The 14,362-nt window shown below is 66.8% G+C and carries 15 protein-coding genes; 10 read left to right on the top strand and 5 right to left on the bottom strand.

Going from position 1 to position 14,362, the window contains the following annotated elements; genetic code table 11:
- Position 1 precedes the first annotated feature (1 nt).
- The 3 genes from lpxB to BX604_RS34455 all read left to right on the top strand — a co-directional run bounded on the left by lpxB (position 2) and on the right by BX604_RS34455 (position 2,777).
- Entirely contained in the window at positions 2 to 1,171 is a 1,170-nt protein-coding gene (gene lpxB / locus BX604_RS34445) for a lipid-A-disaccharide synthase (RefSeq protein WP_096503343.1), read from the top strand.
- A complete protein-coding gene (rnhB, locus tag BX604_RS34450; RefSeq protein WP_098555791.1) occupies positions 1,168 to 1,821 on the top strand; it encodes a ribonuclease HII in 654 nt (217 codons plus the stop codon). Before lpxB ends, rnhB begins: the two co-directional genes overlap by 4 nt.
- A 173-nt stretch (positions 1,822 to 1,994) precedes the next feature.
- Positions 1,995 to 2,777 carry a TrmH family RNA methyltransferase gene (locus BX604_RS34455; RefSeq protein ID WP_098555792.1) on the top strand — a complete coding sequence of 261 codons (783 nt, stop codon included), beginning with the start codon at positions 1,995 to 1,997 and terminating at the stop codon, positions 2,775 to 2,777.
- 111 nt (positions 2,778 to 2,888) lie between these two features.
- Here the strand turns inward: BX604_RS34455 and ppsR are convergent, their stop codons facing one another.
- On the bottom strand, positions 2,889 to 3,704 hold the full coding sequence (gene ppsR, locus BX604_RS34460; RefSeq protein ID WP_098555793.1) for a posphoenolpyruvate synthetase regulatory kinase/phosphorylase PpsR: 816 nt from the start codon (positions 3,702 to 3,704) through the stop codon (positions 2,889 to 2,891).
- A gap of 376 nt (positions 3,705 to 4,080) precedes the next feature.
- Here ppsR and ppsA point away from each other — a divergent pair, with 376 nt between their 5' ends.
- The 3 genes from ppsA to BX604_RS34480 all read left to right on the top strand — a co-directional run bounded on the left by ppsA (position 4,081) and on the right by BX604_RS34480 (position 8,032).
- Positions 4,081 to 6,480 carry a phosphoenolpyruvate synthase gene (gene ppsA, locus BX604_RS34470; protein WP_098555794.1) on the top strand — a complete coding sequence of 800 codons (2,400 nt, stop codon included), beginning with the start codon at positions 4,081 to 4,083 and terminating at the stop codon, positions 6,478 to 6,480.
- Positions 6,481 to 6,628: 148 nt separating this feature from the next.
- Positions 6,629 to 7,063 (top strand): NfeD family protein, encoded by a 435-nt coding sequence (locus tag BX604_RS34475; protein WP_098555795.1) that lies wholly within the window; start codon positions 6,629 to 6,631, stop codon positions 7,061 to 7,063.
- A gap of 33 nt (positions 7,064 to 7,096) precedes the next feature.
- On the top strand, positions 7,097 to 8,032 hold the full coding sequence (locus tag BX604_RS34480) for an SPFH domain-containing protein (protein ID WP_098555798.1): 936 nt from the start codon (positions 7,097 to 7,099) through the stop codon (positions 8,030 to 8,032).
- Positions 8,033 to 8,136: 104 nt separating this feature from the next.
- Here BX604_RS34480 and smpB read toward each other — a convergent pair whose 3' ends face one another.
- A complete protein-coding gene (gene smpB / locus BX604_RS34485; protein WP_098555800.1) occupies positions 8,137 to 8,583 on the bottom strand; it encodes an SsrA-binding protein SmpB in 447 nt (148 codons plus the stop codon).
- A 98-nt stretch (positions 8,584 to 8,681) separates the two neighbouring features.
- On the opposite strand from smpB, the gene BX604_RS34490 reads away from it, so the two are divergent.
- Positions 8,682 to 9,119 (top strand): type II toxin-antitoxin system RatA family toxin, encoded by a 438-nt coding sequence (locus tag BX604_RS34490; RefSeq protein ID WP_098555803.1) that lies wholly within the window; start codon positions 8,682 to 8,684, stop codon positions 9,117 to 9,119.
- A 4-nt stretch (positions 9,120 to 9,123) separates the two neighbouring features.
- A complete protein-coding gene (locus tag BX604_RS34495) occupies positions 9,124 to 9,447 on the top strand; it encodes an RnfH family protein (RefSeq protein ID WP_098555805.1) in 324 nt (107 codons plus the stop codon).
- A 60-nt stretch (positions 9,448 to 9,507) separates the two neighbouring features.
- Here BX604_RS34495 and BX604_RS34500 read toward each other — a convergent pair whose 3' ends face one another.
- The 3 genes from BX604_RS34500 to BX604_RS34510 all read right to left on the bottom strand — a co-directional run bounded on the left by BX604_RS34500 (position 9,508) and on the right by BX604_RS34510 (position 12,585).
- The gene (locus BX604_RS34500) at positions 9,508 to 10,491 is read right to left on the bottom strand and encodes a DMT family transporter (RefSeq protein WP_098555808.1); all 984 of its coding nucleotides are present in this window, start codon (positions 10,489 to 10,491) and stop codon (positions 9,508 to 9,510) included.
- A gap of 158 nt (positions 10,492 to 10,649) precedes the next feature.
- On the bottom strand, positions 10,650 to 11,333 hold the full coding sequence (locus BX604_RS34505) for a Vgb family protein (protein ID WP_098556559.1): 684 nt from the start codon (positions 11,331 to 11,333) through the stop codon (positions 10,650 to 10,652).
- A 31-nt stretch (positions 11,334 to 11,364) separates the two neighbouring features.
- Positions 11,365 to 12,585: a helix-turn-helix domain-containing protein gene (locus tag BX604_RS34510; protein ID WP_098555810.1), complete on the bottom strand. Its 1,221-nt coding sequence runs from the start codon at positions 12,583 to 12,585 to the stop codon at positions 11,365 to 11,367.
- 120 nt (positions 12,586 to 12,705) lie between these two features.
- Between BX604_RS34510 and BX604_RS34515 the strand changes: the two genes are divergently transcribed.
- Together BX604_RS34515 and BX604_RS34520 are read left to right on the top strand one after the other, a co-directional pair.
- A complete protein-coding gene (locus BX604_RS34515; RefSeq protein WP_098555812.1) occupies positions 12,706 to 13,470 on the top strand; it encodes a DUF899 domain-containing protein in 765 nt (254 codons plus the stop codon).
- 29 nt (positions 13,471 to 13,499) lie between these two features.
- Positions 13,500 to 14,330 (top strand): DUF2182 domain-containing protein, encoded by an 831-nt coding sequence (locus tag BX604_RS34520; RefSeq protein ID WP_098555813.1) that lies wholly within the window; start codon positions 13,500 to 13,502, stop codon positions 14,328 to 14,330.
- Positions 14,331 to 14,362 lie beyond the last annotated feature (32 nt).

A 14,362-nucleotide genomic window follows, 5' to 3' on the forward strand; every position in this document is an offset into this window, starting at 1 on the left:
GATGTCGCTCCCGACCAATCAGATCCGGCTCGCGATGGTGGCCGGCGAGCCGTCGGGCGACCTGCTCGCGGCCTCGCTGCTCGGCGGACTTCACGAGCGTCTGCCCGCGTCGACCCAGTATTACGGGATCGGCGGGCAGCGGATGCTCGCGCATGGCTTCGACTCGCACTGGCAGATGGACAAGCTGACGGTGCGCGGTTACGTCGAGGCACTGGGCCAGATCCCCGAGATCCTGCGGATTCGCGGCGAACTGAAGCGCCAGTTGCTCGCGGAGCGGCCGGACGCGTTCATCGGCGTGGATGCCCCCGACTTCAACTTCAACGTCGAACAGGCGGTGCGCGACGCGGGCATTCCGTCGATCCATTTCGTGTGCCCGTCGATCTGGGCATGGCGCGGCGGCCGGATCAAGAAGATCGCGAAGTCCGTCGATCACATGCTGTGCCTGTTCCCGTTCGAACCGGCGCTGCTCGACAAGGCGGGCGTCGCGTCGACGTACGTCGGCCATCCGCTTGCCGACGAGATCCCGCTCGAGCCCGACACGCACGGCGCGCGCATCGCGCTCGGGCTGCCGCCCGACGGCCCCGTGATTGCGGTGCTGCCGGGCAGCCGGCGCTCGGAGATCGGGCTGATCGGCCCGACGTTCTTCGCGGCGATGGCGCTGATGCAGCAGCGCGAGCCCGGTGTGCGGTTCGTGATGCCGGCGGCGACGCCCGCGCTGCGCGAGCTGCTGCAACCGCTCGTCGACGCACATCCGCAACTTGCACTGACGATCACCGACGGCCGCTCGCAGGTCGCGATGACGGCTGCCGACGCGATCCTCGTGAAGAGCGGCACCGTCACGCTGGAAGCCGCGTTGCTGAAGAAGCCGATGGTGATCTCGTACAAGGTGCCCTGGCTGACCGGGCAGATCATGCGCCGGCAGGGCTATCTGCCGTATGTCGGCTTGCCGAACATCCTGGCGGGGCGCTTCGTCGTGCCCGAGTTGCTGCAGCATTTCGCGACGCCCGAGGCGCTCGCCGATGCGACGCTCACGCAGCTGCGCGACGACGCGAACCGCCGCACGCTGACCGAAGTCTTTACCGAAATGCATGTGTCGCTGCGGCAGAACACGGCCGCGAAGGCCGCCGAAGCGGTCGTACGCGTGCTCGAGCAACGCAAGGGGCGCGCATGACGACGGTCCGTGTATCACGCCGCCGCGCGTCGATCGACGCGCAGGGCGGGTTCGACTTCAGTCGCCCCGACGAGATCGTCTGCGGCGTCGACGAAGCCGGCCGCGGCCCGCTCGCGGGGCCGGTGGTCGCCGCCGCGGTGATTCTCGATCCCGCGCAGCCGATCGACGGGCTCGACGATTCGAAGGCGCTGTCCGCCAAGAAGCGCGACGCACTGTACGAACTGATCGTCTCGCGTTCTCGCGCGTATTGCGTCGCGTCGGCGAGTGTCGACGAAATCGACACGCTCAACATCCTGCACGCGACGATGCTCGCGATGAAGCGGGCCGTCGAGGGCCTGTCGGTGCTGCCGACGCTCGCGCAGATCGACGGCAATCGCTGTCCGACGCTGATGGTGCGTGCCGAGGCGATCGTCAGCGGCGACGCGCTCGTGCCGAGCATCTCGGCCGCGTCGATCCTTGCCAAGGTCACGCGCGACCGGATGCTCGTCGACCTGCATGACCGCTTCCCGGTGTACGGCTTCAACGTGCACGCCGGGTACGGCACCGCGAAACACCTTGCTGCGCTGCGCGAACACGGCCCGTGCGAAGCGCATCGGCGCTCGTTCGCACCCGTGCGCGCGGCGCTCGATCTGAGGGCCTGCCCCCGCTAATAACGGGCCAGCCCCTGGAAAGGGATTTTTTAGTTTAGGGAACGTGCCTTGCCGGCCGCATTGCGGCGTCGCGCGTCGCTTGTTTGGCTCGGCCAAACGGCGCTCCTTGCTTCTTGCACTGCGACCGGCAAGGCACGTTCGCAAGCCCGTTATTAGCGGGAACAGGCCCTCTGATGAAAAGCATTACTTCCCGCGACAACCCGCTGTACAAGCGTCTGAAGGCGCTCGCGGGTTCGACGTCCCAGCAGCGCCGCGGCGGCCAGGCGCTGCTCGAAGGGTTCCATCTCGCGAGCGCGTATCTCGACACGGGCGCCACGCCCGAGCTGTGCGTCGCGACCGAAGGCGCGCTCGAGCACGTCGAGGCGCAGGCGATCATCGCGCGCATCGACGCGCAGCGCGTGGTCACGCTGCCCGATACACTGTTCGGGCAACTGTCGAACGTGGTCAGCGGTGTCGGTTTCCTGCTGCTCGTCGACCGGCCCGCGCAGCCGTTGCCCGAGCGCGTGACGCACACGTCGGTCGTGCTCGACGGCGTGCAGGACGCCGGCAACGTCGGGTCGATCCTGCGCAGTGCGGCGGCGGCCGGCGTGCGGCACGTGTTCTGCGCGCCGGGCACCGCGTATGCCTGGTCGTCGAAGGTGCTGCGCTCGGGGATGGGCGCGCATTTCCTGCTGTCGATCCACGAGGACGTCGAGCCGGACGCGCTCGCCGGGCGGCTCGACGTGCCGGTCGCGCTGACCGATTCGCACGGCGCGCAGGCGATCTACGACTGCGACCTCGCGGGGCCGGTGGCATGGGTGTTCGGCAACGAGGGCGCGGGCGTGTCGGCGTTCTGGCGCGACGCGGCCACGCATCGCGTGACGATTCCGCAGCCGGGCGGAATGGAGTCGCTGAACGTTGCGGCGGCAGCGGCGGTGTGCCTGTTCGAGCAGGTGCGGCAGCAGCGGCACGGATGACGACGTGACGCGCGGCGTGCCCGTGCACATGCCGCAACAAGCAAAAAGGCCGCGTCGGACGCGGCCTTTTTGCTTGTTGCGGCGGCCTGGCGGCCGCCGGCGGGCAGGCGATCAGTACGACTGTCGGTCGAGACGGATTTCCTGCAGGATCGTCGTCGCGATCTCCTCGATCGACTTGTGCGTCGACGACAGCCACTTGATCCCTTCGCGGCGCATCATCGCCTCGGCCTCGTTGATCTCGTAGCGGCAGTTCTCGGGCGCCGCGTACTTGCTGCCCGGGCGGCGCTCGTTGCGGATCTCCGACAGGCGCTGCGGATCGATCGACAGCCCGAACAGCTTCTCGCTGTACGGCGACAGCGCCGACGGCAGCTTGCCGCGCTCGAAGTCTTCCGGAATCAGCGGGTAGTTGGCCGCCTTCACGCCGTACTGCATCGCGAGATACAGGCTCGTCGGCGTCTTGCCGCTGCGCGACACGCCGACCAGGATCACGTCGGCTTCCGACAGGTTGCGGTTCGACTGGCCGTCGTCGTGCGCGAGCGAAAAGTTGATCGCCTCGATCCGCGTCTTGTATTCCTCGGTATCGGCGTTCTGGTGGCCGCGGCCCATCGCATGGCTCGACTTGAGCTCCAGCTCCTGTTCGAGCGGCTCGACGAAGCGCTGGAACATGTCCAGCACGAGCGCGTTCGAGCGCTTGACGATGTCGTTCGACTCACTGTCGACGAGCGTCGTGAACACGATCGCGCGACGGCCGTCGTGCACGGCGGCGTCGTTGATCTTTTCGACGGTCGCATAGGCTTTCTCGAGCGAGTCGACGAACGGCACGCGCACGAGGCGGAATTTCTGATCGAACTGGGAGAGGATCGAGTGCGCGAAGGTTTCGGCAGTGATCCCGGTGCCGTCGGAGACGATGAAAACGGTAGGCAGCATGAATCTGGGCGTCGAGCGTGAAGGGCAGTTGCGCGGAGGGCCTGGAGGTTCGCCTCCAGACGCAGTGACAAGGTCGCGCCACATCCGGCAGCCGGCACGGTAGAATAGCGGCAACCTGTTGGATAAGCAATTGCGGGGGCAGGGTGCCAACGGCACCCCGGGCTTGCCGCGTGTGATCCATAACTCCCGGCAAGTTCGGCGATTGGTATGAATATATCGCCTTTCTGCCGGGATTTTTGCAAATCGGGTCGGAAGCGATTCCGTTCCGCGATTGTTTCTCCAACAGGTTGCGCAAGACGCGCCGCGCCTTTTTGCAAGCGCCCGCGTCCGAGCCCACTTGCGCAATCGAGCATTTTTTTCACACTTAGGGGCTTGTATGACTAACGCAGCAAACGTCGCAAAGGACCAGGCGTATGTAATCCCGTTCGAGCAGTTGCGGATGACCGATGTGGAGATCGTGGGCGGCAAGAATGCATCGCTCGGCGAGATGATCAGCCAGCTTTCCGAGGCAGGCGTTCGCGTACCCACCGGTTTCGCCACGACCGCGCTCGCGTTCCGTGATTTCCTCACGCACAACGATCTGACCGATCGTATTGCCAAGCGTCTCGAGTCGCTCGACATCGACGACGTGAAGGCGCTCGCCGAAGCCGGTGCCGAAATCCGCAAGTGGATCGTCGACGCACCGATGCAGGCGCGTCTCGAGCAGGAAATCCGCGCACAGTTCGAAATCCTGAAGAGCGGCTCGCCGAGCGAACTGTCGTTCGCCGTGCGCTCGTCCGCAACCGCGGAAGACCTGCCCGACGCCTCGTTCGCCGGTCAGCAGGAGTCCTATCTGAACGTCGTCGGCATCGACGACGTGCTCGACCGCATGAAGCACGTGTTCGCGTCGTTGTACAACGACCGCGCGATCTCGTATCGCGTGCACAAGGGCTTCACGCACGCGGAAGTCGCGTTGTCGGCCGGTGTGCAGCGCATGGTCCGCTCGGACGTCGGCGCCGCCGGCGTGATGTTCACGATCGATACCGAATCGGGCTTCAAGGACGCCGTGTTCATCACGTCGAGCTACGGCCTGGGCGAAACCGTCGTGCAGGGTGCGGTGAACCCGGACGAGTTCTACGTGTTCAAGACGACGCTCGCACAGGACAAGTACCCGATCATCCGCCGCTCGATCGGCTCGAAGCTGATCAAGATGGAATTCACGCAGCCGGGCGAGCCGGGCCGCGTGAAGACGGTCGACGTGCCGCACGAGCAGCGCAACCGCTACTCGATCACCGACGAAGACGTGATCGAGCTCGCGAAGTACGCGGTCATCATCGAGAAGCACTACCAGCGTCCGATGGACATCGAGTGGGGCCGCGACGGTCGCGACGGCAAGATCTTCATCCTGCAGGCACGTCCGGAAACGGTGAAGAGCCAGGCAAGCGGCAAGGCCGAGCAGCGCTTCAAGCTGAAGGGCCAGTCGCAGGTGCTGGCGACGGGTCGCGCGATCGGTCAGAAGATCGGCGCGGGCCCCGTGCGCGTGATCCAGGATCCGTCGGAAATGGAACGCGTGCAGCCGGGCGACGTGCTGGTGGCCGACATGACCGACCCGAACTGGGAGCCGGTGATGAAGCGTGCGTCGGCGATCGTCACGAACCGTGGCGGCCGGACCTGCCACGCGGCGATCATCGCGCGTGAGCTCGGCGTGCCGGCAGTCGTCGGCTGCGGTGACGCGACCGACATCCTGAAGGATGGCGCGCTCGTCACCGTGTCGTGCGCGGAAGGCGACGAAGGCAAGATCTACGACGGGCTGCTCGAGACGGAAGTCACGGAAGTGCAGCGCGGCGAACTGCCGGAAATCCCGGTCAAGATCATGATGAACGTCGGCAACCCGCAGCTCGCGTTCGACTTCTCGCAACTGCCGAACGGTGGTGTTGGCCTCGCGCGTCTCGAGTTCATCATCAACAACAACATCGGCGTGCACCCGAAGGCGATCCTCGAATACCCGAACATCGACCAGGATCTGAAGAAGGCGGTCGAGAGCGTTGCGCGCGGTCACGCGTCGCCGCGTCAGTTCTATGTCGACAAGCTGACGGAAGGCGTTGCGACGATCGCTGCGGCGTTCTATCCGAAGCCCGTGATCGTGCGTCTGTCCGACTTCAAGTCGAACGAGTACAAGAAGCTGATCGGCGGTTCGCGTTACGAGCCGGACGAAGAAAACCCGATGCTGGGCTTCCGCGGCGCGTCGCGCTACATCGCCGAAGACTTCGCGCAGGCATTCGAGATGGAATGCCGTGCACTGAAGCGCGTGCGTGACGAGATGGGCCTGACCAACGTCGAGATCATGGTGCCGTTCGTGCGGACCGTGAAGCAGGCGGAGCGTGTCGTCGGCCTGCTCGAGAAGTTCGGCCTGAAGCGCGGCGAGAACGGCCTGCGCCTCGTGATGATGTGCGAAGTCCCGACCAACGCGATCCTGGCCGAAGAGTTCCTGGAACACTTCGACGGTTTCTCGATCGGTTCGAACGACCTCACGCAGCTCACGCTCGGCCTCGACCGCGACTCGGGCATGGAGCTGCTGGCTGCCGACTTCGACGAACGCGACCCGGCCGTCAAGTTCCTGCTCAAGCGTGCGATCGACACCTGCCGCAAGATGGGCAAGTATGTCGGGATCTGCGGTCAGGGCCCGTCCGATCACCCGGACTTCGCGGAATGGCTGACGGACGAAGGCATCGTGTCGATCTCGCTGAACCCCGACACGATCATCGATACGTGGCAGGCGCTGGCCAAGCGGAAGTAACGGTCGGTCATGCCGATTCGACGAAAGGGCGGTGCGTCCGCGCTTTCGTTGAAGGCAAAATGCAAGGTTCATGCTATAAACACCCCGGTAAGCACCGGGGTGTTTTTGTTTGCCGGTACGCGTCGAGGGTGTTTTTCTGGAGACCGCAATGATGTCGGGGCATCTGTTCTGGTGGGTCGGGGGCGGCGTGCTGGTCGTGGCCGAATTGCTGACCGGCACGTTCTATCTGTTGATGATCGCGCTCGGCTTTCTCGCGGGCGCGTTGCTGCAGCTCGCGGGCTTCGCGCCGCACGCGCAGTTCGGCGCAGCCGCGGCGGTCGCGATCATCGCGATGGTCGTGCTGCGCCGCTCGGGGCTCGGGCGCAAGCAGAAGCGCGACACGTCGACGAATCCGGACGTCAATCTCGATATCGGCGCGACCGTCACGGTCGACGCGTGGCATGACGGCCGCGCGCGCGTGCAGTATCGCGGCGCCGACTGGGATGTCGAACTCGCGAGCGGCGAGCGTGACGATGCGCACGTGTATCAGGTGAGTGCCGTGCGCGGCAATTGTCTCGTCGTCGTAGCGAAACCCGCGGGCTGATCGTCCATTGATACAACAAGGAGGGAATGCTTCATGGATTCGCTGATCATCTGGGTTGTCCTGCTCGTCATCGCCATCGTGATCGTGTCGAAGACGGTGAAGATCGTGCCGCAGCAGCATGCGTGGGTGCTCGAACGTTTCGGGCGCTATCACGCGACGCTGTCGCCCGGTCTCAATATCGTGCTGCCGTTCGTCGACCGGATCGCATACCGGCACATGCTGAAGGAAATTCCGCTCGACGTGCCGAGCCAGGTCTGCATCACGCGCGACAACACGCAGCTGCAGGTCGACGGCGTGCTGTATTTCCAGGTCACCGATCCGATGAAGGCATCGTACGGGTCGAGCAACTTCGTGCTGGCGATCACGCAGCTCGCGCAGACAACGTTGCGCTCGGTGGTCGGCAAGCTCGAGCTCGACAAGACCTTCGAGGAGCGCGACTTCATCAACCACAATATCGTGTCGGCGCTCGACCAGGCCGCGGCGAACTGGGGCGTGAAGGTGCTGCGTTACGAGATCAAGGACCTGACGCCGCCGAAAGAGATCCTGCACGCGATGCAGGCGCAGATCACCGCCGAGCGCGAAAAGCGCGCGCTGATCGCCGCGTCGGAAGGCCGCAAGCAGGAACAGATCAACCTCGCATCAGGTGCGCGCGAGGCGGCGATCCAGAAGTCGGAAGGCGAGCGGCAGGCCGCGATCAACCAGGCGCAGGGCGAGGCGGCCGCGATTCTCGCGGTTGCCGAGGCGAACGCGCAGGCGATCCAGAAAATCGCGCTGGCGATCCAGTCGCAGGGCGGGATGGACGCCGTCAACCTGAAGGTCGCCGAACAGTATGTCGGCGCGTTCTCGAACCTCGCGAAGCAGGGCAATACGCTGATCGTGCCGTCGAACCTGTCGGATCTGGGCACGGCGATCGCGTCGGCGCTGTCGATCGTGAAGCGCGCGACACCGGCCGCGGGCGGCAAGGGTTGAGCGGGCGCTGAACGCACGGCGATCGGCTCCGACGCCGGATACCGCAGAAAGCAACACGGCCCGCTTCGAGCGGGCCGTGTCGTTTGGGATGCAGGCTGGGCGAATCAGGTGCCGGAGCGCATGATGCGCGCCTTTTCGCGTTCCCAGTCGCGTTTCTTCTCGGTTTCGCGCTTGTCGTGCAGCTTCTTGCCCTTCGCGAGCGCGATGTCGCATTTCACGCGACCGCCCTTGTAGTGGAAGTTCAGCGGCACGAGTGTGTAGCCGCGCTGCTCGACCTTGCCGATCAGTTTCTTGATTTCCTCACGGTGCAGCAGCAGCTTGCGCGTGCGGACCGGATCGGGGGTGATGTGCGTCGAGGCTTCGGGCAGCGGGCTGATATGGGTACCGATCAAGAAGATCTCGGCGTTCTTGACGACGACGTAGCCTTCCCTGATCTGGCCACGGCCGGCGCGCAGCGCCTTGACTTCCCAGCCCTCCAGCACGAGCCCCGCCTCGTAGCGCTCCTCGATGTGATAATCGAAGTGCGCTTTCCTATTGTCGATGATGCTCATGAAAGGATCGGGCCAACTCGTTTAAAATCACGATTTTAGCAAAGCGGGGCGGGAATCGCCCGGCTTGCGTTCTCACTTAAGGCGATGCCGCGCGATTTATGGCAGATGTCCAGAAAACCGTATTGATCCGCCACTCGGCGGAACAGATGTTCGACCTCGTCACCGACGTGGCCGATTACCCCAATTTCCTGCCGTGGTGCGGCGGCGTCGAAGTCCGTCGTCAGGACGACAGCGGGATGGAAGCGCGCATCGACATCAACTTCAAGGGCATCAAGCAGCATTTCGCGACGCGCAACACGCAGCAGCGTCCGACGCGGATCGACATGGAGTTTACCGACGGCCCGTTCAAGAAGTTCACGGGCTCGTGGCGCTTCATCCCGCTGCGCGCCGATGCGTGCAAGATCGAATTCGCGCTGCACTACGAGTTCTCCAGCGTCCTGCTCGAGAAGATCATCGGGCCCGTGTTCAGCCATATCGCGAACACGTTCGTCGATTCGTTCGTCAAGCGTGCCGACCAGCGCTACGGGAAGGGGTGACGCGATGCTGTCGATCGAAGTCTGCTACGCGCTGCCGGATCGCCAGACGCTGATTCCGGTATCGCTGCCCGACGGCGCGACCGTGCGCGAGGCGATCGACGCGAGCGGCGTGCTCGCGCAGCACCCGGAGATCGATCTCGCACATGCGAAGACCGGCGTGTTCGGCAAGCTCGCGGCGCTCGACGCGCCGCTCGCCGACCACGACCGCGTCGAGATCTACCGCCCGTTGATCGTCGATCCGAAGCTCGCGCGCCAGCGGCGCGTCGACAAGACCCGTCGCGACGGCTCCATCGAGGGCCGCAAGTGGATGCACAAGGACGCGCGCTGACGCGCGTCGTTCCACCCGCCTTCTTCGCCCCGATTCATCAGACCAGACGCGCCGCCGCGCTCAGTGGGCCGCGCTGTTCGCGCTCACGGTAGCGCCGCCGGTCGTGTTGCCACCGGCGGGCGTGTCGCTGTGCCGGCGCACCGACCCGTAGACGCCTGCCAGCAGCAGCGCGAGCGCCGCGATCTCGAGCGTGCGCGGCATCCGGTGGTCGTAGACAAACGCGTAGAGCATTGCGAACACGGTTTCGAACACGATCAGCTGGCCCGACAGCGTGAGCGGCAGCCGCTTCGACGCCGCGTTCCACAGCCCGTTGCCGAGCCACGATGCGCCGATCGCGAGCGTGAGGTTCAGCACCCAGAACAGCTGCCAGCGCGACGCCGGGACGGCCGCCTGCACCGTGCCGGACGGCAGTGCGAGGATCGCGACCCAGCAGAGGCCGCCGATCACGCCGGTCACGACACCCCACAGCACCGACCACTCGTTGCCGCTGAAATGATGGTGGCGCTGCAGGTAGCGCGCGTTCGCGACCGCGTACCAGGTCCAGCTCGCGAGCGCGCCGCTGGCGCACGCGATGCCGGCGAGCTTCTGGCCGAGCGTCGTTGCCTGTGCGGCTTCCGACGTGAAGAGGTCGACGTTGATGCAGACGATGCCGGCGATCACCAGCGCGAGCGGGGCGGCGAGGCGCCGCAGCGGGACCGCGCCGTGGTCGCCGAGGCCCACGAGCGTGACGGTCACGGGCAGCACGCCGATGATCAGCGACGCGGGTGCGATGCCGATCAGGTGCACGGCGGTGGACAGCAGCATGTAGTACGCGAGGTTGCCGATCAACGCGAGCTTCGTGAGTGCGACGAGGTCCTCGCGGGTCAGTCGCGCGAGCAGCGAACGGGCCGCGGGCAGCGCGGCCGCCAGCGACACGAGACCGTACATGGCATAGCGGCCGGCACTCAGCAGCAGCGGCGAGAAGTCGGTCATCAGGCGCGGAACGAGAAATACCATGCCCCACAACGCGCCCGCGAGGACGCCATACACTACACCGCGCTGCATCGACTGCTCCGAACAAATGACTGACGAGCGCGCATCTTAACGATGCCGGCGCGACTGCGTCTTGTTCATTCCTGCACTCGGGATGGGGTGCGAGGCGGCCGCGATCCGGTCCTGTTTGCCCGGGGGGATCGCGGCGGGTCGGGTCGGCAGCCCACAGATCAGCGCTCGACCGGCTCGGCCGCCGTCGCACCGTCACCGGCCGCGTGTGCCCGAGCGGGGCGTCGCACGGTGCGCAGCTTGCCGCTGTTGCCGCCGCCGCAGTAGAACGTGTCGCGGCCGTCGGATTCCAGCCCCGACACGCCGATGCCGGGCGGCATGTCGACCTGTTCGAGTACCTGTCCCGTGCGCGGATCGATCCGCCGCAGCGCGCTCTCGTCGGCTTCCCACGTGCCGTGCCACAGTTCGCCGTCGACCCACGTCACGCCGGTGACGAAGCGGTTCGATTCGATCGTGCGCAGCACGGCGCCCGATTGCGGATCCACCTGATGAATCTTGCGCTCGCGGTACTGGCCGACCCACAGCGTGCCTTCGGCCCATGCGAGCCCGGAATCGGCGCCGCCGCCGGGCGCGGGAATCGTCGCGAGTATGCGGCCCGAGTCCGGGTCGATCTTCTCGATGCGGTCTTCTACGATCTGGAACAGGTGGCGGCCGTCGAACGCCGTGCCGGCATGCCCGGCGACGTCGAGCGCGCGCACGGTCGTGCCGCGTTCCGGATCGAGTGCGTTCAGCTTGTCGCCGGATGCAAACCACACGTGCTGCCCGTCGAACGTGACGCCGTGCACGCCGTCGCCGCCGGGGAACGGGCCGTATTCGTGAATGATGTCTGCCTTGGAGCGTTTCATGTCTGTCACCTCGTCGTTCGGTGCACCCATCCTAGTCTCCCGGCAGCGGCGCAGGGAGTAACAAGGTCGTCGCGAATCCGGGCAGCGGCGGTGTCATCCAGCGGCGTGCGCGACCGCGGCCGAGTGCCTGTACCTTGCCCACGTCGGCGAGTGCATCGAGCGCGCGCTGCACGGTGCGCTGGCTCGCGCCGAGTGCGAGCGCCAGTGCCGAGCTCGACCATGCCTCGCCGTCCGCGAGCAGCGCGAGCACGGCCGCGTGGCGGTCGTCGAGCGGGCGCGCGAGCACGACGGTCTCGCGTACGCCGAGCGGCTCGAGCGCGAAGCCATCGGGTGTCGCGGTGATGTTCGCGAGCGGTCGCAGCATGGCGCGCAGCCGGCCGATCTCGACGCGCAGCCGCGCGCGATGCGATTCGTCCGCGTGCTTCGCGCGAAACGCCGCGGCGACGAGCGCGTGTCGCGATACGTCGGCGGGCCACGCTTCACCCAGCGCGCGGGCGAGCACGAACAGCACCGGGCGGCGCGCGAGCGACACGGTCGTGCGCGCGTCGCGCACGGTGTAACGGCATGCATCGACGATCAGCGTGTTCGATTCCAGCAGCGCCTCGACCTCGTCGAGCAGCACGAGCCGCGATGCGCCGCGCGCGATGAGTCGCGCGGCCGGCGTATCGAGCACGCGCGCGGCGGTGTCGACTTCGGCCGTCAGCGCGGCGATGTCGGCGTCCTGCGCGGCCGCGCGGGCCCGATGGAGCGCCGCGCGAGCCGCGTGCGGGCGGATGCGGCGCATCGCGATGCCTGCCGCGATCAGTTCGTGGGCCGCGCGCGACGCGGCCGGCAGCGATGCGGGATCGAGGCTCGCGAGCCGCCGCTCGGCATCGTCGATGTGCCCGATCAGCAGCAGCCGGCGCACGCCGAGATAGCGCGCGTGTGCGGCGTTCGTGCGGTCGCCGTGCGCGTCGAGCGTCGCACAGGCGGCGTCGAGTGCGCGCGACGGCCAGCCGAGGTCGCGCGACGCCAGCGCGATCTCGGCTTCCGCGACGATGCAGCGTGCCCGCGCGACGGCTTCCTTCGTGCCGAATGCGCGTGCCGCGCCACGCACGAGCATGCGCGCGCGTTCGAGATCGCCGAGCTGCGCCATCGCGATGCCCCGCAATGCGAGCGCCGGCGCATCGTCGCGCAGCGCGACACGGTTCAGCGCGCCGAGCGGGTCGCCCGCCGCGAGCGCGCGCGCGGCGGCCGTAATCAGCGAATCCATCCGAATCCCGACACAGTTGTCACTCCCTGCGATCCGAAGCCCGGCCCTAATCTAACACCACGCACACGGCCCGATGTGCCGTGCCCGGATACCTGTCGGATTTCGAAAGGAGAACCCACGATGACGAACCATCTCACCGGAACGCGTGCCGAATGGCTGGCGGCGCGCAGGGCGCTGCTCGATGCTGAAAAGGCGCTGACGCGGCAAAGCGACGAACTCGCGCGGCAGCGCCAGGCGCTGCCGTGGGTGCGTGTCGACAAGACCTACCGGTTCGACACCGAGGACGGGCAGGCGACGCTCGCCGACCTGTTCGGCGGCCGCTCGCAACTGCTTGTCTATCATTTCATGTACGGCCCCGACTACAAGGCGGGTTGCCCGTCGTGCTCGGCGCTCGCCGACGGCTTCGACGGCTTTGCGATCCATCTCGCGAACCATGACGTGACGCTTGCGGCGGTGTCGCGCGCGCCGCTCGCGAAGCTGCTCGCGTACCGGCGGCGGATGGGATGGACGTTCCCGTGGGCGTCGTCGGTCGGCAACGATTTCAACTTCGACTTCAACGTGTCGTTCACCGAAACGCAGCAGCGCACGGGCGACGTCGAATACAACTATGCGCGTGCCGGGCATGCGATGGACATGGCGCCGCCGCCGGCCGCCGTCGTGCAGTTCGCGGCGACCTGCGGCACCGATGCGGCCACGTACTCGCTCGACCGGCCGGGGATGAGCGCGTTCGTGCGCGAAGACGGCGTTGTTTACCACACGTATTCGACCTATGCGCGCGGACTCGACGGGCTGTGGAGGATGTGCCAGTGGCTCGATCGCGCGCCGCTCGGGCGCAACGAGACGGGCCCGTGGTGGCGCCGTCACGACGAGTACGCGCGCGGTTGAGCGTGAGGCGGCTACCACCGGAGGCGGCGATGATGCGAGCGACGAAGCCAGCTGCGACGGATGCGGCAGACGCTGGCTGGCGGGTGTTCGGCGCTGTGCTTGCCGCAGTGTTCGCCGCCGCCGTGTGGGCGATGCTCGCGCAGCATGCGTCGATGGACGCGATGGGCGGCATGCCGGTGTCGGGTGGCCGGGCCTTGTCGGCGGGATGGGCGAGGCCGTGCGGATGGCGTGCAGGGCGCGCCTTCGCGGCGTTTGCCAGCATGTGGGGCGCGATGACCGTGGCGATGATGCTGCCGGTGCTGGCGCCGGTACTCTGGCGGTATCGGCAGGGCATTCGTGTGATGACATCGGCCCGCGGCGCATGGCTCGTCGCGATCTCGGGCGCCGGGTATTTTTCGGTGTGGATGGCGGTTGGCGGGGTGGTGTTTCCTGCTGGCGATACGTTGGCGGCTGCCGCGCGGCGACTGCCCGCGCTCGCAGTTGCGATGCCGTTCGTCACCGGCCTGGTCGTGTTCGGCGCGGGTGTGCTGCAGTGTTCGGCATGGAAAGCGCGGCGGCTCGCCTGCTGCCGGCACGCGCCGGTTGCCGGAGATGCCGGGCGGCCGGGGGCCGCCGCCGCGTGGCGGCATGGCGTGCGGGCCGCGCTGCGCTGCGGCGCCTGCTGCGGGAACCTGATGGCCGCGGCACTGGCGACGGGTGTGATGGATCTGCGCGTGATGACCGTCGTGACGGTGGCGATCGCCGCCGAGCGACTGGTACCGGCCGGTGGTGAACGCATTGTGCGGATGATCGTCGGCGGTATCGCGATCGGCGCCGGGCTGACGATGACCCTGTGTGCGGCCGGGATGGTTCAAGGTTAGGGTGAGGGCGGCTTCGTCGCGCCGAAAGGACG

Source organism: Burkholderia sp. JKS000303 (assembly GCF_002563755.1).
GTDB classification, from domain to species: domain Bacteria; phylum Pseudomonadota; class Gammaproteobacteria; order Burkholderiales; family Burkholderiaceae; genus Burkholderia; species Burkholderia anthina_B.